Annotated in this window: 15 protein-coding genes and 1 pseudogene; 7 read left to right on the forward strand and 9 right to left on the reverse strand. The window is 71.7% G+C overall.

Annotation, left to right across the window (positions count from 1 at the left end):
- Positions 1-202 precede the first annotated feature (202 nt).
- From hmgA to OG519_RS06445, 3 genes are read left to right on the forward strand one after another with little or no spacing between them, the layout of a single operon-like run.
- Positions 203-1,585, forward strand: coding sequence for a homogentisate 1,2-dioxygenase (gene hmgA, locus OG519_RS06435; protein ID WP_405579795.1), 1,383 nt, complete (start codon positions 203-205; stop codon positions 1,583-1,585).
- Positions 1,582-2,328, forward strand: coding sequence for a GntR family transcriptional regulator (locus OG519_RS06440; protein ID WP_405579798.1), 747 nt, complete (start codon positions 1,582-1,584; stop codon positions 2,326-2,328). Before hmgA ends, OG519_RS06440 begins: the two co-directional genes overlap by 4 nt.
- Before the next feature lie 14 nt (positions 2,329-2,342).
- Entirely contained in the window at positions 2,343-3,602 is a 1,260-nt protein-coding gene (locus OG519_RS06445; RefSeq protein ID WP_405579801.1) for a type ISP restriction/modification enzyme, read from the forward strand.
- A 221-nt stretch (positions 3,603-3,823) separates the two neighbouring features.
- On the opposite strand, the gene OG519_RS06450 is transcribed toward OG519_RS06445, so the two are convergent.
- A complete protein-coding gene (locus OG519_RS06450) occupies positions 3,824-4,087 on the reverse strand; it encodes a hypothetical protein (RefSeq protein ID WP_405579803.1) in 264 nt (87 codons plus the stop codon).
- A 324-nt stretch (positions 4,088-4,411) separates the two neighbouring features.
- On the opposite strand from OG519_RS06450, the gene OG519_RS06455 reads away from it, so the two are divergent.
- Positions 4,412-5,710, forward strand: a complete 1,299-nt coding sequence (locus OG519_RS06455; protein WP_405579805.1) for a DUF5925 domain-containing protein — start codon at positions 4,412-4,414, stop codon at positions 5,708-5,710.
- A gap of 39 nt (positions 5,711-5,749) precedes the next feature.
- On the opposite strand, the gene OG519_RS06460 is transcribed toward OG519_RS06455, so the two are convergent.
- From OG519_RS06460 to OG519_RS06480, 5 genes are all read right to left on the reverse strand, one after another.
- Positions 5,750-6,766 carry an iron-containing redox enzyme family protein gene (locus tag OG519_RS06460; RefSeq protein ID WP_405579807.1) on the reverse strand — a complete coding sequence of 339 codons (1,017 nt, stop codon included), beginning with the start codon at positions 6,764-6,766 and terminating at the stop codon, positions 5,750-5,752.
- On the reverse strand, positions 6,747-7,118 hold the full coding sequence (locus OG519_RS06465; protein WP_405579809.1) for a CDGSH iron-sulfur domain-containing protein: 372 nt from the start codon (positions 7,116-7,118) through the stop codon (positions 6,747-6,749). Before OG519_RS06465 ends, OG519_RS06460 begins: the two co-directional genes overlap by 20 nt.
- A gap of 237 nt (positions 7,119-7,355) precedes the next feature.
- Positions 7,356-7,727 carry a GntR family transcriptional regulator gene (locus tag OG519_RS06470; protein WP_405579812.1) on the reverse strand — a complete coding sequence of 124 codons (372 nt, stop codon included), beginning with the start codon at positions 7,725-7,727 and terminating at the stop codon, positions 7,356-7,358.
- Complete coding sequence (locus OG519_RS06475; protein ID WP_405579815.1) at positions 7,724-9,010, reverse strand: methyltransferase domain-containing protein; 1,287 nt, start codon at positions 9,008-9,010, stop codon at positions 7,724-7,726. The genes OG519_RS06470 and OG519_RS06475 overlap by 4 nt, the downstream gene beginning before the upstream one ends.
- A 108-nt stretch (positions 9,011-9,118) precedes the next feature.
- Positions 9,119-9,973, reverse strand: a complete 855-nt coding sequence (locus OG519_RS06480) for an esterase/lipase family protein (protein WP_405579816.1) — start codon at positions 9,971-9,973, stop codon at positions 9,119-9,121.
- Positions 9,974-10,280: 307 nt separating this feature from the next.
- On the opposite strand from OG519_RS06480, the gene OG519_RS06485 reads away from it, so the two are divergent.
- Positions 10,281-10,745 carry a PPOX class F420-dependent oxidoreductase gene (locus OG519_RS06485; protein ID WP_405579819.1) on the forward strand — a complete coding sequence of 155 codons (465 nt, stop codon included), beginning with the start codon at positions 10,281-10,283 and terminating at the stop codon, positions 10,743-10,745.
- Positions 10,746-10,927: 182 nt separating this feature from the next.
- On the opposite strand, the gene OG519_RS06490 is transcribed toward OG519_RS06485, so the two are convergent.
- On the reverse strand, positions 10,928-11,953 hold the full coding sequence (locus OG519_RS06490) for a S1 family peptidase (protein ID WP_405579822.1): 1,026 nt from the start codon (positions 11,951-11,953) through the stop codon (positions 10,928-10,930).
- Between the two features lie 686 nt (positions 11,954-12,639).
- Here OG519_RS06490 and OG519_RS06495 point away from each other — a divergent pair.
- Positions 12,640-13,083: a cell division protein SepF gene (locus tag OG519_RS06495; RefSeq protein WP_405579824.1), complete on the forward strand. Its 444-nt coding sequence runs from the start codon at positions 12,640-12,642 to the stop codon at positions 13,081-13,083.
- Between the two features lie 38 nt (positions 13,084-13,121).
- Here the strand turns inward: OG519_RS06495 and OG519_RS06500 are convergent, their stop codons facing one another.
- The gene (locus OG519_RS06500; RefSeq protein WP_405579827.1) at positions 13,122-14,345 is read right to left on the reverse strand and encodes an acyl-CoA dehydrogenase family protein; all 1,224 of its coding nucleotides are present in this window, start codon (positions 14,343-14,345) and stop codon (positions 13,122-13,124) included.
- Between the two features lie 62 nt (positions 14,346-14,407).
- On the reverse strand, positions 14,408-16,066 hold the full coding sequence (locus OG519_RS06505) for an MFS transporter (protein WP_405579830.1): 1,659 nt from the start codon (positions 16,064-16,066) through the stop codon (positions 14,408-14,410).
- Between the two features lie 446 nt (positions 16,067-16,512).
- Here OG519_RS06505 and OG519_RS06510 point away from each other — a divergent pair.
- Positions 16,513-17,586: pseudogene (locus OG519_RS06510) on the forward strand (phosphatase PAP2 family protein); the annotation flags it as partial.
- Positions 17,587-17,654 lie beyond the last annotated feature (68 nt).

Here is a 17,654-nt window from a genome sequence, read left to right on the forward strand (position 1 = left end):
CAGCTCCGGGACAAGACGGTGGACGGCACCCGACGACGAATTTACCGCCGGTACGCATGTCCCCGAAGCGGCCGGCCGAGGACCGCCGCGAGTTTTCCACAGGCCGCGAACGGATGGTTGCCGTCCCCCCTTCCTGATTCCTATGCTCAAGCAGAGGAATCAGAACCACGGCTGCACGGAGAGCGAACGCGGGGAGCGCACGATGGACGTCACACAGACCACCCAGGTCAGTCAGATCACCGGTCACTCGGACACGGTCGGCGAAGGCAGCCGAAGCGACGACAGCAAGGATCTCGGCTATTCGCCCGGGTTCGGCAACGAGCACAGCAGCGAGGCCGTGGCAGGGGCCCTCCCCCTGGGGCGGAACGCACCGCAGCGGGCCCCCCTCGGGCTGTACGCCGAGCAGTTGAGCGGTACCGCGTTCACGGAGCCCCGGGCCCACAATCGCCGAAGCTGGCTCTATCGGATCCGGCCGTCGGCGGCTCACCCACCCTTCCGCCGCATCGCCAACGGGGCGCTCCGCAGCGCGCCGTTCCACGATGTGGAGCCCGACCCCAACCGGCTGCGCTGGGGTCCGCAGCCACTGCCGGAAGAGCCGACCGACTTCCTCCAGGGGCTTGTCACCATCGGCGGCAACGGAGACGTGCTGCGCCGTGACGGCATCGGTATCCACTGGTATGCCGCCAACCGTTCGATGGACGCCCGGGTCTTCTCGTCGGCGGACGGCGAGTTCCTGATCGTTCCCCAGCAGGGCGCCCTGCTGCTGCGGACCGAGCTGGGTCTGCTGCGCGCCGAACCAGGCCATATCGCCCTGGTCCCACGTGGGATGCGCTTCCGGGTCGAGCTGCTGGAGGAGTCCGCCCGGGGGTATGTCTGCGAGAACTACGGCCGGCCCTTCGAACTGCCCGAGCTCGGTCCCATCGGCGCCAATGGTCTGGCCAACGCCCGGGACTTCATGGCTCCGGTCGCCTTCTTCGAGGACGACGGCCACGGGAGAGACGGGACCACCCAGGTGGTCAACAAGTTCGGCGGCAATCTGTGGGCCGCCGACTACGACCACTCGCCGCTGGACGTGGTGGCCTGGCACGGCAACCATGTGCCGTATGTCTACGATCTGCGGCGCTTCAACGTGCTGGGATCCATCAGTTACGACCATCCGGACCCGTCCATCTTCACGGTGCTGACCTCGCCGTCCGACACGCCCGGACTGGCCGGCGTCGACTTCGTGGTGTTCGCGCCGCGCTGGCTGGTCGGCGAGGACACCTTCCGGCCGCCGTACTTCCACCGCAATGTGATGTCGGAGTTCATGGGCCTGATCGAGGGGGCCTATGACGCGAAGGCGGCGGGATTCGTGCCGGGCGGCGCCTCGCTGCACAACATGATGTCCGCGCACGGCCCGGACCGGACCACCTTTGACCGGGCGAGCGGCGCCGAGCTCGTCCCGCAACGGGTCGATGACGGCCTGGCGTTCATGTTCGAGACCCGCTGGCCGGTACTGGTGACCGAGAGCGCGCTGAGCGCGGGGCATCGCCAGCAGGGGTACGACCGTGTCTGGGAGGGGATTGAGAGAAACTTCCGCCCGTGACCGTCTTCGCTCCTGACTCCCTCGTCCTCACCGGCAAGCTGCCGCTGTGGTATCAGGTCTCCCAGTCGCTGCGGGCCTCGATACTGGGCCGGCCGGCCGAAGCCCCGCTGCGCCTGCCCACGGAGGACGGGCTGGCCGCGCACTACGGCGTGAGCGTGGTGACCATGCGGCAGGCCCTCAAGGAACTGGAAGAGGAGGGCCTGATCAGCCGGCACCGAAGACGCGGCACCTTCATCGAACCCACGGCGCTGCGGGGCGCGCCGGTGAAGCTGCTCGGGTCGGTGGACGCGATCGTGGCCCAGCAGTCCGGCGGGCGCACCAGCGTGCTCCGGCACGGCCCGGTGCCGCTGCCGCCGGAACTCGCCGAGCACTTCCCGGGCCTGCGCGAGACGGTCGCCTACCGGCGGCTGCGCTGCGACGACTCGGGAGAGCCGACCAACTGGGCGGAGAACCACCTCCGGCCCGAGCTGGCGGCGCGGCTGGACCTCCACGACCTGGAGCGCTGGCCGATGACGAAGGTGCTGCGTGATGTGCTGGGGGTGCGGATAAGCCGGATCACCGACACCGTGCAGGCACGGCTGGCCGACCCGGAGACGGCGGAGCTGCTGCGCATACCGCTGCTCAGCCCGATCCTGCACTACACCGGGGTGACCTACGACGACTCGGGCGAGGCGGTGGACGTGGTGCGGATCCACTATCGGGGGGACCGGTTCTCCTTCGCCGTGACCGTGGAGGCACCCTGAGGAGCGTCAGTAGCATGCGTACGGTGAGCGACGCGCCCGCACTGCATGATCTGATGCCCTGGTCCGTGCGCCCGCTGCGGATCGGCCGCGGCTGGCCGCTGGCTCCGGACGCCGCCTGTCTGCGGGCCCGCTGGGCGCTGCTCACCGGCGAGCCGGACGCCGTCGCCCGGGCCGCGCTGCTGCGCCCCAGCCGGGCCAGGGGGCTCTACACAGCGGTCGCGCAGTTGCCGGGTCACCGCACTCCGACCACCGCGCTGGCCCGTGAGGACGGCCCCTGCCCGGAGCCGGTACGGGTCCAGCACGGGCCCTTCGACCAGCAGTGGCTGATACCCGATCACCGGCTGATCGACGTGGCCCGGCCGGAGTTGTGGCGGGTCGCCGACGATCACCAGGTGTTCGTGATCGAGCAGGGGTATCTGCCGGAGGCGGCGGAGCCGGCGGTGGAGTTCTCCGCGCTGCTGCCGGACGGCCGTTCGCCCGCCGGGAAGCCGTCGCGGATCCGGCCGGCCTTCCGGCGTCCGGGCGGCGTCGAGCCCAACCTGGCGCCAGGCCTGACCGAGTGGCTTGCCGCCGAGCTGGACACGGAGGTCTCCGCCGAGGATGTGCTGGCGTGGATCGCGGCGGCGGCCCGCCCGGGCCCTGGCGGCGCCTCGGTGCCGCTCCCCCGCGACGGCGCGACCTGGCGCGAAGGTCTGGCGCTGGGCCGGGGATCGGTGTGGCTGCACACCGGGGGCGCCCGGTACGCCGATCCGGCGGCCGGCCGCGACCCCGAACGGCTGCGGCTGCCGGGGGGCGCCCGTCCCTACGTACGGGCTCCGTTGCCGGCCGCGCCGGGCCCCGGCGAGCTGTCGTACGACCCGGATGAGTCGGCGCTGCGGATCGGCGACGGCCTGATCTCGCCGGTGTCTCCCGACGCATGGGAGCTGACGGGCGGCGGGGTAGGGGCGCTCGAGCAGTGGTACGAACGGCGCACCGCGCCGGGCGAACCGGGTTCGCTCGAAGGGTTGCGGCCGGCCGCCTGGACCCGCGCCACCACTTCGGAACTGCTGGAGCTGATCAGCCGGCTGACGCTGCTGGCCGGACTGCGCCGGGAACTCGCCGGCTTCGCGGAGCGACTGGCGGCGCGGGAGCGGTCCGAGCACGGACGGACGGCCGGCCAGGTCGCGGAGTTGCGGGCGGCGGGGATTCTGCCGGTGCCGGCGGCACGGCGCGGACCCGCGTCCGTGCTGACCCATCACGAAGAGGGGCCGGATGGTCAGTTCACCCTGCTGTGAGCCCGGGGCCGAGGGCCGGGGAGAGCCCGCGAGCGCGCAGCAGGAGAGCAAACGGGGACAGACCGGGACAACCGCTGGGGAAGGCGGCCTCGACGGGCACACACCGAAGCACCGCTTTGGGCGGCGCCGAGCCGGGACGGTGTGGCCGTCGGGACGGTCCGGGAGATGAGCCGAGTCCGGGAGAGAGCTGAAGGGCTACCGCGGGGGCGCCGTGACCGGGGTCAACTCCGGTTTCCGAACAGCGATCTGCGCAGCCGTCGCAGCGGTGCGAAGAGCGATACGCGGGCGCCCCGGCTGTTACCGGTGTGCACGCTGTCGCGCGAGGTCAGCTCGCGCATGAGCACGGTCGCGTCGTCGGTGTCGCGCTGCGGTGCGGCGGGCCCGGCCAATATCGCCAGGTGCCGATCCAGCCGCGCACTCGACGCGCTGGTACCGCAGTTGATGGCAGGCACTCTCGGCCTGCTGTGCATCGCTATCTGTTCCATGACTCTCCCCACCCTGTCGAGGGCACCCGGCTCGGGCAGATTAACCCTATCGCCCCGCCACGTCACGTGCGCATCCGCCGTTCCTCCGGAAAGCCCGATTCGCCTTCTGATGAAGGGGGTTGGTCCGGTGATGACCTCCGCTGGTGAAGCGGCCCGACGTCGTGGGTACCGGGCGCGAACACCGATCCCCGGTCGATACGGAGGTTTCGGACGTCCGTTTGACCGCGCACGTTCCGCCAACCGGGTGACGCCACCGGTGGATTCGCCGGGCCCGTGACGAAAAGCACTGGGCGGAACGGCCCGGGAGGGCGGATCATGGGCCGCATGTCCGCCACCCCCCGTGAACCGAGGAGGCAAGTGCCGTCCACCGGAGCCGGTAAGTCCACGAACGCGGCGAAGCCCAAGAAGGCCGCCAGGCCCGCGAAGGCCCAGGGGCCCGAGAAGACCGGCAGGGTCCTGAAGCCCCAGAAGGAGCGGAAGCCCACAGAGCCGCAGCAGCCGGAGCAGCAGGACAAGCCGGAAAAGAGCGACACCGGGTCCGCCGCGGCGCCGCACCAAGCGCTGCCCATTCACTTGCGGCTGGACGACAGTGACTCGCCGTCGGACGTCGTGGACGCCCTCTTCCTCGGCCGCTTCACCTCCGGTCAGCAGCCGTTCGCCCGCGGGGCCTCGGTGGAAAACGTCAAGTCGGGCCTGACCCTGCTGCCGCCGGACGCCGTCATCCTGCGCCAGGCACGCGACAAGGACCGGAGCGCGACCCTGGCCGAGGGCGAGGGCTGGACCGTCCTCATCTCCCGCTGGAACCGCGGCGCCGACGTCACCGTGGCCGCGGTCACCGATGAACTCGCCGAGGAAGTGCTGAAGTCCTCGGTGGCGGACGCCGAGGACGAGCCGGAACCGCAGCCCGACGACGTGACGATGGGCTTCTGGTACATCGTGCCGAGCCGCGGCCCGCACCGCACCACCCGGCGGATCGCCGCCGCCACCTGGGAGGAACTGCGGGTCAACTACACCGCGCCGGTCGCCGACGCGATGGACGGGCTGATGAAGCTCACCGCCGACGACGTGGCCGGACGGCTGCTGCTCCTGCACGGCCCGCCCGGCACCGGCAAGACCTCCGCGCTGCGCACCCTGGCCCGCGCCTGGCGCGACTGGTGCCAGGTGGACTGCGTACTCGACCCCGAGCGCCTCTTCAACGACGTCGGTTATCTGATGTCCATCGCCATCGGTGAGGACGACGCGACCGGTGGCCGCTGGCGGCTGCTGCTCCTCGAGGACTGCGACGAGCTGATCAGGGGCCAGGCCAAGCACCAGACCGGGCAGGCGCTGTCCCGGCTGCTGAACCTCACCGACGGACTGCTCGGCCAGGGCCGCAATGTGCTCGTCGGCATCACCACCAACGAGGATCTGGAGCGGCTGCATCCGGCGGTGGTACGCCCCGGGCGCTGCCTGGCGCGGATCGAGGTCGGCCCGCTGACCCGGCCCGAGGCGGTCGACTGGCTGGGCACCAGCGAGGGCATCGGCCGTGACGGCGCCACCCTCGCCGAGCTGTACGCCATGCGCCGCGGCCACCGGCCCATCCTGCCGGCGCCCGCCCAGCCCGCGGAGGGCCTGTATCTGTGAGCGGATCCCGCTGAGCGGACGGCGGGCGGCCCGCCCCTCCTAGAGTTCCGGGCCCGGGCGGAGGGCGCTACCGCCGTCCGGCCAGGTACGGAGCACGTGGGCCGCCAGCCGGTCCTCGAGGAACACCGTGGCGTCGGCGCCGAAGGCGACATCGGCGTCCAGGTGCGGCTCGTCGGCGAGCAGGCCGCCGATCACCTCGTGCCTCACCACCTGTTCGTGTACGGCGTCGGCCTCCACATGCTCGGCGTAGAAGCGCACCGCCGCCGGCCCGGCCCCGGCGCGCCGCATGGCCTCGGCGAGGCGGCGCGAACCGGGCGACGAGGTGACCTCGACGCACGCGAAGTGGCCGACCAGCATGCCGCGCAGCGCCCGCCGCAGCGCGAACAGCGTCATCACATTGACCGTGGCGAGCGCGGCGGCGGGCGCGACATCGAGGTAGTGGCCGTACGCGGGGTCGAGGCCCAGGTCGGTCATGAGATCCGCGAAGAGCTGGGCGTGCATGTCCGGCGCGCGGCCGGCGCCGAACTCGTCGTACTCGATCGCGACCATGGCGGCCTTGGCACGGCCGCGCAGCCGGGGGATCACCCAGACGTGGGGGTCGGCTTCTTTCAGATGGTAGGGAGAACGCAGAACGGCGTACTCCCGTAGCTGCCACAGCTCGCCGTGGCGCGCGAGGTAGTGCGTCATGCTTCCTTCGTGGCCGCCGGACTCCACCAGCAGTTCCGCGAGGGCCTCCTCGCTGCCCCGGCCGGCGGGCACATCGGCCCGCAGCGCCCCGAGGAAGCGGTCTTCGAGCGCTCCGCGCAGCCCGAGGAGCCGCGGATCCCACTCCCGCTCGTCGTCCACCCCGGCGAAACCGCGGTAGTGGAGTTCGTAGAGCAGGTAGAGGGCGAGTTGCAGATCGTCGCCGTACGGGTCCGCGACCGTGGCCGCCCGCGGGTCCGGCGGGGGCAGGTGCGGTGCGGTGAGCGCGGCGATGAGGCCGGCCGACAGCGGCCCGCGGGGCGCGGGGAGGGCCGGTCCGGTGCGGCGCCGGTCAGTGATGGTCGCCGTCATGGCCTACCCCCGGATCACTCGACGGGCTCGCCTCGTCCTGGGATGCCTCGTTCCCGGGTGCCCCGTTCCTGGGCGCGTCGGTTGCCTCAGGCGCCTGGGACACCTCGGAGGGCTGGGGCGCGTGGGACGCCTGGGGCGCGTGCCGCTCGGCGGACGGCCGCTTGTGGGCCCGGTGACTGGTGTCGCACCACGGATAGGAACGGCTGCGACGGCAGGTGCACAGGGCCACGACGAATCGGTCGGAGGAGGCGACCGAACCGTCGGCAGCGACGATCTCCACCGGACCCTCGATCAGAATCGGTCCATCGCGGTCGACATTGACGCGGCGCGGGCGGTCAGCGGCGTTCGACACGGTTCATCACCAGCCTCTTCCCTGTCCTTGGTCGGTAGCGTCCCTGGGTGTGTCCCCTCGGTGTCCCCTGGTGTCTCCCGGCGTTCCGCCGCAGCCCTTCGCGTCCGGGCGCCGGAGGGCGGGACTACGTCACGCATGCCCGCGACCTGCGGAAGTAAGCAAAACGGCGGGCGACCCCCCGGGGAAGCGCCCGACTCGCCGGTACCTGGCTGGGCGGCCAGGCGGCCGGGCAAGGGCTCAGTCGCCGTAGGCGGCGCGCAGCGCCTCCTCGATCGCGGCGCCGGCCGCCGCCCGGTCCAGACCGAGGCGGCGGGTCCGCTCCACATACGCCGTCGCCGCGGCGGCGGCCTCCCGGGCACCGCTGTCCCCTGCCGCGATGAACGTGCCGTGGCGGCCCCGGGTCTCGATCACCCCATCCGTCTCCAGCGCGCGATACGCCTTGGCGACGGTGTTGGGTGCGAGGCCCAGCTCTTCCGCGAGGCCCCTTACGGTGGGCAGCTTGTAGCCGACGGGGAGCCGGCCGGCCCGGGCCTCCTCCGCGATCCGGCCGCGGAGCTGCTCGTACGGGGCGGCGGCCGCGGTCTGATCGATGACGATCTTCAGGCTCATATGAGCGATCCTGGCACAGCCGCCGGGGCCAGTGGCACCGCTCGCCCCGGTCCGGCCGGATCGTAGGCGATGGAGTCCCCGGGCTCGTGCCGGTGCAGCAGAAAGCGCTGCCCGGCGAGCCAGCCGGCCAGACCCGCCCTGCAGTACGCCACCATGTCGTCGGGCAGCGCGGCCAGGAGGTACCAGCCGATCTCCGAGCACTTGTCGGGCTCCCGGTTGACCGGGCGGGCGTCGGCCGACAGGCGCGACAGGAAGAACCAGCCGATCCTGGCGTCGCCGTCCGGGGCGGCGTGCTGCATCACCAGCACCGCCTCCAGATCGTCCGGCGCCAACTCGACACCGATCTCCTCCCGCGCCTCACGGATCATGGCGCTCCTGACGTCCTCGCCGGCCTCGACATGTCCGGAGGGGGCGTGCAGCAGTCCGTCCGCGTAGCCGGTGCCGGCCCGGCGGGAGAGCAGGACCTCCTCGCCGCGCAGCAGCAGGAGGTGGACGTCGACGATCTCGGTATGTCGGCGGGCGCGGACGCCGGCGCCGGGGTCCGGGCGTGGGCCCGCCTCGGCACCGGAGCCGATGTCGGAGCCCGGGCCCGCACCCGCCACGGTGCCGGTGCCGCTTCCTCCGCCCGGGCCCGTGTCCGCGTCGGTACCGGTCCCCGCGCCGATACCCCGGGTGGTCAGCGTGGGCCGGACCACGGCCGCGTACCGCTCGTCGTCGACCGGACGGCCCCACAACGCCGTGTCGTGGCCGAGCTGTTCGATCCGGATCGAGCCGCCGAGCGGCGCGGCGAGCTCAGCGAGGAGGTCGGCGGTGATCCCGACCGGCTGGGAGCTGCCCCAGCGGCCTTCGACCAGCACCAGCCGGCCGCCGGGCCTGAGCAATCGGGTCCAGTCCCGCAGCGCGGCCGCCGGATCCGGCAGCGACCACAGCACATGGCGGACCAGCACGGTGTCAAAGGCGTCCGCCGCGACCGGTGCCCGGGAGGCGTCACCGACGAGCACCCGCGCACCGGTGCCGAACAGCTTTTCCCGGGCCAGCCGCACCATGGGCGGCGACCTGTCGACGCCGACCACCCGGTGCCCCTGCTCGGTCGCGAGCAGCGCCAGGCTTCCGGTGCCGCAGCCCAGATCGAGCACGTCGGACGGCCCGGCGGGCAGCCAGGTCCGCAGCCGGGCCGCCCACGCAGCCCGGACCCCCGGGTCACGCAGACCGTGGTCGGCTGCCTCGTCGAACCGGTCGGCCGCCGCGTCCCAGAACCGACGGTCGTCACTCTCGGTGTTCATGGCGCAAGCCTGCCATCCACCACCGACAATCGGCCGTCGGGCCCGGGGATCCGTCAGCGAGTACGACCGGGAGCCGCCTGGGACCGGCTGGGGCGTCCGGGGCCGGGGCTAACCGAACACCGACAGGCAGGTGGTGGGGCTGGCGTGCGCGGGGTCGAGCGCGTTCGCCGCCTCGTGGAAGGCGATGTGGTCGGTCAGGCCGATGGCGACGTGTTCGGACAGATCCGCCGGGCAGAGGTTCTGCAGCACCACGTTGTGGACGTCGGGACCGGACAGCGCCTGGGTCGTATAAGGGGTGACCACCTCGTCATAGACGGTCGAGATCACCGTGTAGTGCACGCCGGGCACCGTGTCGCCGCCGGCGTTGAGCTGCTGCTGGAAGGCGGAGCCGGCCACCTGGTCGGTGAGTCCGGGGAGGTTGGACCGCAGGAAGTCGGCGGCTCCCGGGAAGTAGGGCAGGATCGCGGTCAGTCCGTCCAGGGTCGTGCCGTGGTTGTCGGGGGCCAGCGCGACCAGGGCGTTCACCTTGGCCGCGCCGCCGAGGAACTTCAGGTAGTAGCGCGGCATCATGCCGCCCTGGGAGTGTCCGACGATGTCGACCTTGGCGGTGTGGGTGGCGGCGAGCACCCGGTCGGTGAAGTCCGAGAGCTGCCGCGCCGAGTCGGCGATCGGTCCCAGGCCGCCGATCAGCGACTCACCGGGCAGCATGCCGTAGTCGAAGGAGAAGACGCAGTAGCCGCGGGCGACCAGGTAGGGCGCGAAGTCGAGCCAGTTGTCGGTGCCGTTGGCGAAGGTGCCGTGTACGAGCACGACCGCGCGGGGGTGCTGGGCCGAGGGGTGGCAGGAGAAGTCGTTCCAGCCGCTGGTCGGTGCGGAGTTGGCGCCGGCGACGGCGGCGGGGGCGATCGCCAGCGCCGTGGCCAGTGAGAACGTGGCCACAAGCCGTTTCCAGGGCAGCCTCATGTGATCTCCTCGCGGGTCGGGACGAACGTGTCGACGGCACACGCCCTGTGATCCGGATCACTATGACGGGGGCTCATCACAAGTTACGCGCGAGTAGGAAGAGGTGCCTAGTTACGTGCGGGTAAAAAGTCGCGCCGCACCCGCCGAACGGGTGAAAAACCAAGCCGGCAGAGCGCCTTGGGCGCGGCGCGGAACAAGAGGTGTGCGAGCCGCGTTGCCCTCTCCACACAGTGGGAACGCCCGTGTCATCCGCTGTGACAGCGCTGCCGTACCGCCGTCGTACCACCGAGAGGACTCCGGAGCGACCATGAGTCAGCCGTCCCCCACCAGCCCGCTGTTCGAACTTCTCAAGGAGCGCAGCACCGGAGTGCTCGTCACTCTCAAGAGGGACGGCAGGCCGCAGCTCTCCAACGTGTCGTACACCTACGACGAGGCCACCAGGACCATCCGCATCTCGGCGACCGACGACCGGGCCAAGACCCGCAACCTGCGCCGGGATCCGCGCGCCAGCTTCTACGTCTCCACCCCTGACCTCGGCGCCTATCTGGTCGCGGAGGGCGACGCCGAGGTCACCCCGCCGGCCGCGGACCCGCATGACGCGACGGTGGAGGAGCTGATCGACGTCTACCGCCGGATCGGGGGCGAGCACCCGGACTGGGACGAGTACCGGGCGGCGATGGTCGCGGATCGCCGGCTGGTCATCAGACTGCGGGCGAACCGGGCGTACGGCTGGGGCAGTGCGCACGGAAGCGCGAGCGGCCCGGTCGACTGACAGCCGGCACGGAAACGCGACCGGGCGGACCGGGCAGACCAGGCCGACCGGTCAGACCGGGCAGCGGCCACGCCTGCGGAACCCCCGGACACACCGCTGCCCCCGCCGCGGACCTGCGCGCGGCGGGGGCACCGGCGGTCACCGGCTCAGAGACCGGATCAGCAACCGGGTCAGAAACCAGATCAGAAGACGCTGACGCCGTACGCGCTGAGCGCCTCGGTCACCGGCTGGAAGTACGTGGTACCGCCGGACGAGCAGTTGCCGCTGCCGCCGGAGGTCAGGCCGATGGCCTTCGCGCCGTCGTACAGGGAGCCGCCGCTGTCGCCGGGCTCGGCACACACATTGGTCTTGATCAGACCGGAGACGACGTCCCCGCCGCCGTAGTTGACGGTGGAGTTGAGCGCCTGGACCGTTCCGCTGTGGATACCGGTGGTGGAGCCGCGCCGCTTGACGGCCTCACCGACGAAGGCGTTCGCCGCGCTGGTGATGTCCTGGGAGCCGACGGTGCCGTCGTGGGCGACGGTGGAGTCGTAGCGGACGATGCCGTAGTCGTTGCCGGGGAAGCTGCTGGCGACCGTGGGGCCGATGTACGTGCCTGAGGTGGTGTAGTACGCCGGCAGGCCCTCGGTGCAGTGGCCGGCGGTCAGGAAGTAGTACGTGCTGCCGCTGCGGACGTTGAAGCCGACCGAGCAGCGCCACTGGGTGGTCTGTACGGCGTCGCCGCCGGAGAGCAGCTTGCTGAAGGTGCCGGAGACCCGGGTGACGTGGACCGCGTCACCGAAGCTCGCGGTCGACTGCCGGAGCCGGGCGAGCTGGGTGGCGGTGACCCGGCTGTCGACGTTGATCTCAAGGGTGTTGGAACGCGGGTCGACCGACCAGGCGGAACCCGCGATGTCGGCGGTCTTGGCGGCGACGCCGGCCTGGGTGAGCTGGGCGGCGCTGTGGCTGACGAGGCGAGGGGTGGCGCCGGCACTGCGGACGGCGTCGGCCGCGGCCCGGGTGGTGACGTTGACGACCGTGGTTTTGCTCGCGCTGTCGTAGTAGGTGCCGGCTGTGGCGTCGGCGCCGAGCTGGGCGGCCACCGACGCGGCGGCCTCCGGGGTGGCCTTGGCGGTGGGCGCCGCGCTGGCGGCCGGCAGGGCGAAGGCGGTCGCGGCGATCATTCCGGAGGTGATCGCGATCAACTGTATGCGGCGGGTGGACTTCACTCGTTCCTCCTGTGGGGGTGGAGGGGCGGGAGGGGGGATGAGACCGGCGCACTTGTCGGTGGACTGTCATACCCATACCGATAACCGAACGCCTTGTGCGCCTGACGGGTACTCAAGGGAGTATTCAGGCCGCACAGGAAACACACAAGAGGCACTTAGGATCGAAACCCATCCGCCCAACGCGCCCCAGCCACCCCACGGCACATCTGAGCCACCGCACGGCACACCGACCGCCGGCACCCGGGCGGGGACCGCCGACACCCGGGCGCGGGGACCGCGGTACGCCGTCGGCCGTCGTCCGGCGTAGACACGAACGCGGACTGAGCCTCAGTCAGGACCGGCCGCCGCCGCGGCCTCCGATCGGCCCGGTCGAGATGAGCTGATGATCACAAACGTCCGGATAACCCCGCTGACCTCGTCACTTCGAGCGGCGGTCAGGTTATAGGCCTGCGTTCTCGGGGCAGGTAGGGCCGTACGGCCCTCGTATTCACCCGCCCGTGGAGGAAGTTCCCATCGAACGGTCACCTCGCTTACCCCTGCCGCGGCTTGACGATGCGCCACTATCGTGTGTGCCAGTACCGTCACAAGTCGCCTGCATGGCGGCAATCCGCTTGGCACATCCTCCGCATCATGGACGACCATAGGAACAGCGGACGGTACGACTGCGTGTGAGAGAGGAGGCGTCCATGGGTTCGGTACGACGGGCGAGCGCCTGGCTGGGCCTCGTCGACGACAACGGCGGCGAGGGTTACTACGACGAGGAGTACGCCGACTACGGCGAGGGCTCCGAGCGTGCCGACACCTGGGTGACCGACCCGCGGGTGCGGGTGGCGAGCGAGTCGGCCGAGGAGCAGGGCCACCGGATCGCCACGGTCACCCCGGACAGCTTCCGGGACGCACGCGGCATCGGTGAGCTCTTCCGGGACGGCGTACCGGTGATCGTCAACCTCACCGGCATGGAGCCGGCCGACGCCAAGCGCGTGGTCGACTTCGCGGCCGGCCTCACCTTCGGCCTGCGCGGCTCCATCGAGCGGGTCGCCACCCGGGTCTTCCTGCTGACCCCGGTCGACTACTCGGTCATGAACGCCGACAGCCGGCACGGCGGCGACCGCTTCTTCAATCAGTCCTGACGGCGAGGTCTCTCGCCGGACGGCGGCGTGGCGGCGCTTCAGCCGCGGAACGCGTCGAGTCCGGTGAGTGCCTTGCCCAGGACGAGCTGGTGCATCTCGACCGTGCCCTCATAGGTGAGCACGGACTCCAGATTGGTCGCGTGCCGCATCACCGGGTACTCCAGCGAGATCCCGTTGGCGCCCAGGACGGTGCGGGCGGTGCGGCAGATCCCGATCGCCTCGCGGACGTTGTTGAGCTTGCCGAAGCTGACCTGCTCCGGGCGCAGCCGCCCCGCGTCCATCCGCCGCCCGAGATGGTGGGCGAGCAGGATCCCCTTGTGCAGTTCGACCGCCATATCGGCGAGTTTGGCCTGGGTGAGCTGGAAGCCGGCGATGGCCCGGCCGAACTGCTCGCGGCCCTTGGCGTATTCCAGCGCCGCCTCGAAGCAGGCGCGGGCCGCGCCCATCGCGCCCCACACGATGCCGTAGCGCGCGTGGTTGAGGCAGCTCAACGGGCCGCGCAGGCCGCTGACCTCGGGAAGCACCGCGTCGGCGGGCAGCCGGACGTCGTCGAGGACCAGTTCGCTGGTGACGGAGGCGCGCAGGCTCCACTTGTGGTGGATCTCCGGCGCCGCGAAACCAGGGGTGCCGGCCGGGACCAGGAAACCGCGGACGCCTTCGTCCGTCCCGGCCCACACCACCGCGACGCCGGCCACCGAGCCGTTGGTGATCCACATCTTGCGCCCGTTGAGCACCCAGTCGGCGCCCTCGCGCTTGGCGTGGGTGCGCATGCCGGCCGGGTCGGAGCCGTGGTCTGGCTCGGTCAGCCCGAAGCAGCCGATCACCTCGCCGGCCGCCATCGACGGCAGCCAGCGCTCCTTCTGCTCGGCCGATCCGTAGCGGTGGATGGCGTACATCGCCAGCGAGCCCTGGACCGAGACCAGCGAGCGGATACCGGAGTCGGCGGCCTCCAGTTCCAGGCAGGCCAGGCCGTACTGCACGGCCGAGGCGCCCGCGCAGCCGTAGCCGGTCAGCGGCATGCCGAGCGCGCCGATGGCGCCGAGCTCACGGGCGAGTTCGCGGATGGGCGACAGTTCACCGCGCTCGTACCAGTCGGCGATGTGCGGCAGCACCCGGTCTGCGGCCCAGTTCCGTACGGTGTCGCGGATCGCCAGGTCCTCGGCGGTGAGCAGGTCGTCCAGGTCCAGCGGGTCGTACGGGTCGAAGGGCGGCCTGGCGGCGCGCGCCGCGGGTGCGCCGGGTGTACCGGGTGTGGCGGACATGACTGGACCTCCGGCCCGAAAACTAGCAGCGGTAATCAACGGCTCGGCGCCGACGTTACGGCTCACTCCCGCGTGCGTCCAGAGCGTACGGGCCCGGTGGGCGGCCGGCCCGTGGACCGGTCCTGATCCCCGGCCGCCTTGTCCGCCGAGGCCGTCCCGCTGCCCCGCTCGCCCCCGGCGGCCCCCGCCAACGCCCCCGCGCCTTCCGCCGGGTCCGCCGCGCCGTCCAGCGGCGCGCACTCCATCACCATCGGCAGCCGCAGCGCCGCGCACGCACCGCCGACCAGCAACGCGGCGCTGACCACCAGCGTCAGATGCATGCCTTGCACGAAAGAGTGACGTGCGGCCTGCCGGAGCGCGGCCCCGGAACCGCCGCCGAGCCGGTCGGCCACGTCGTACGCCTCACCGAGCGACTGACCGGCGGCCGTCGTGTCGGCGCCGCTCACCCCGGCGGCGTGCGGCGCGTAGACGAGGTTCATCACACTGCCGAGCAGCGCGATGCCCATGCCCGCGCCGAGTTGGTACGCGGTCTCGCCGATCGCCGCCGCGCCGCCCGCCTGATGCGCCGGGGCCTCGCTCAGCATCGACTCATAGGCGCCGAACAGCGTGGTCTCCAGGCCCAGGCCGAGCAGCACGAAGCCGGCCGTGAGCAGCACGGGACGGTCGGTCTGCCCCATCGCGGTCAGTCCGAGCACGGCGAGCGCGGTGGCCAGGAAGCCGGCGCAGACCATCCGGCGCGGCCCGAAGCGCTGGAGCAGGCGGGCGCCGACCAGGCCGGCCGCCATCGCCGCGAAGGTGAGCGGCAGCAGCCGCAGACCGGTCTGCATCGGGCTGAGCCCGAGTACCAGTTGGAGGTACTGCACGGCGATCAGTTCCAGCCCGACCAGCGCGAGCATGGCCAGCACGATGCAGCCCACCGAGGTGGAGAAAGCCGCCCGCGCGAACATCCGCACGTCGACCAGCGGATGCGCCCGGCGGCGCTGGCGGCGTACGAAGAGCACCAGGGCGGTCGCCCCGGCCAGCAGCGGCAGATACACCGAGGCGTCCAGCGGGCCGGCGCCGACGCCGAGCCGCTTGACCCCGAAGACCACGCCGAGGATGCCGGCGGCGGCGGTCACCGCGCCGAGGACGTCCCAGGGTCCTTCGCACGCACCGCGGGACTCCGGCAGCAGCAGCCGGCCGAGCGGCAGCATCAGGGCCATCAGCGGGATGTTGACGAGGAAGACCGAGCCCCACCAGAAGTGTTCGACCAGGAAGCCGCCGAGCACCGGGCCGATCGCCGCGCCGACGGCGGCCACCGCGCTCCACAGCCCGATCGCCATCGCCCGCTCGCGCCGGTCGGGGAAGACCTGCCGGAGAATCGACAAGGTGGCGGGCATGATCATGGCGCCGCCGGCGCCGAGCAGCGCGCGGGCCGCGATCAGCACATGGGGGCCGGGCGCGAAGGCGCCGACGGCGGACGCGGCACCGAAGAGGGCGTACCCCATGAGGAGCACCCGGCGCCGACCGATACGGTCTCCCAGGGTGCCGAAGAGGATCAACAGGGAGGCGGCGACGAGCGGGTACGCGTCGACGATCCAGAGCAGCGCCTGCCCACCCGGGCGGAGGTCCTCGGTGATGGCGGGCACGGCCACCTGGAGAACGGTCGCGTCCAGCGCGACGATCAACAGGCTGGCGCACAGCACGACCAGGACGGTCCACCGGCTGACCGGGCGTGCCATAGGCCCACCTCCAGGAGCGAGTGGTTCGACAGCGTACGCGAACCGGAAGCATCCATTCCGACCCTCCCACCTGCCCGGGGCGCCGCGGCGCGCCGTCCGCGGGCCAGGACCGGCCACCCGGCCGACACCGCCGGGACACCGTCCGGTCGCTCTCCGGCCACAGTTGACCCCGGTCCGGACCCGGTGGAGCCGGCGGCCGGCCGCCGCCGACCCCCGGCGGTCCGGCTATCGGCGGGGAAACGGCGGAGAAAGTGCGGGGAAATAAGCGATAAATAAGAAGACGCCGATGTGAGTATCAACACCCGAACATAAACTCCAGAAGGTTCCCGCATTCGCCCCAAACGCGTACCGCCAAAGGGCTGACGAGACCCACTCCACATCACATCGTCATTACAAAGCGGGCCGCAGCGCCGTTCTGTGCCGTCACACGCTGTAACGTCGATTGAGTGCGTACCGATGAGACGCTCCACCGCCTGGCGGAGCACCCGACCAAACGGGACCTGCCGCGGATGAGCCGAACACGCGTGTGGTTGTTCGGCTTGACGCTCGCGGTCTACGTGGCCATCGTCGTGGGCGTTTGGACCACATCCAAACTGGTGACGCTCGACTGGCAGGTCATGCTCTGGCGTCCCTACAAACAATGGCCGCAGATCCACGCATTTTTGGACTATTTCGTGGTGCTCGGTCAGCGTGGTCCCACGGCGGTGATGGTGCTCGCATGGCTCGGCTGGCGTTCATGGCGCCACCGCACCCTGCATCCGCTGCTCGTACTCGGCACCTCCCTTCTCTTGCTCAACGTCACCGTGGGCGCCGTGAAATACGGCCTCGGACGGCTCGGCCCGCATTACGCGACGACCGTCGGCTCCGCGGAGATGTTCGCCGGCGGGGATATATTTCCGTCCGGACACACCGCCAACGCGGTGGTGACCTGGGGCGTGCTGGCCTACCTGGCGACGACTCAGCGGGCTCAGCGGCTGGGCTCGGTCATCAGCGCGCTGCTGGCTCTCGGCGTCGGTGCCACCACCGTCTACCTCGGTACGCACTGGGTCAGCGACGTCCTGCTCGGCTGGGCCGCGGGACTGCTGATCCTGCTGGCGCTGCCCTGGTTCGAGCCGGCGATGGCCCGTGCCGAGGAGCTTCTGGTCGGTGCCTGGGCGCGGTGGCGGGCCCGCGGGCGCGCCGCGGCGGCCGATCCGCCGGCCGGTCCGCCGATGGTGGGCCCGCGGTTCCCGGAGATCGAGGAACCGAGCCGCGAGCCCGTCGGCGCGGGCAGTCTCGGCGGCGCCGTGGTCCAGGCGTCCGCCGGGCAGCCGCCGGTGACCGGCGCTCAGGCCGGTGCGTCGCCGTCAGGTGCGGTGCCGGCCGGCGTGTCACCGGCGGGCGTGGCGCCGGCCACGGCACTGCCCGCGACACCGGTCACGGCACCGGCCACGGCATCGACCGTCCAACAGCCGGTCACCCCGCAGTCCGCCGCGCCGCCGGCCGGTGGCGCGCGAACCGGGGGCGTACCGAGCGCGGGGATCCCGCTCGGGGGCACGCCGGCGGCCGGCGGCCAGAACGGCGCCGCGAACAACCCCTACGCGCCGGG

This window comes from Streptomyces sp. NBC_01190 (assembly GCF_045039895.1).
Lineage (GTDB): Bacteria > Actinomycetota > Actinomycetes > Streptomycetales > Streptomycetaceae > Actinacidiphila.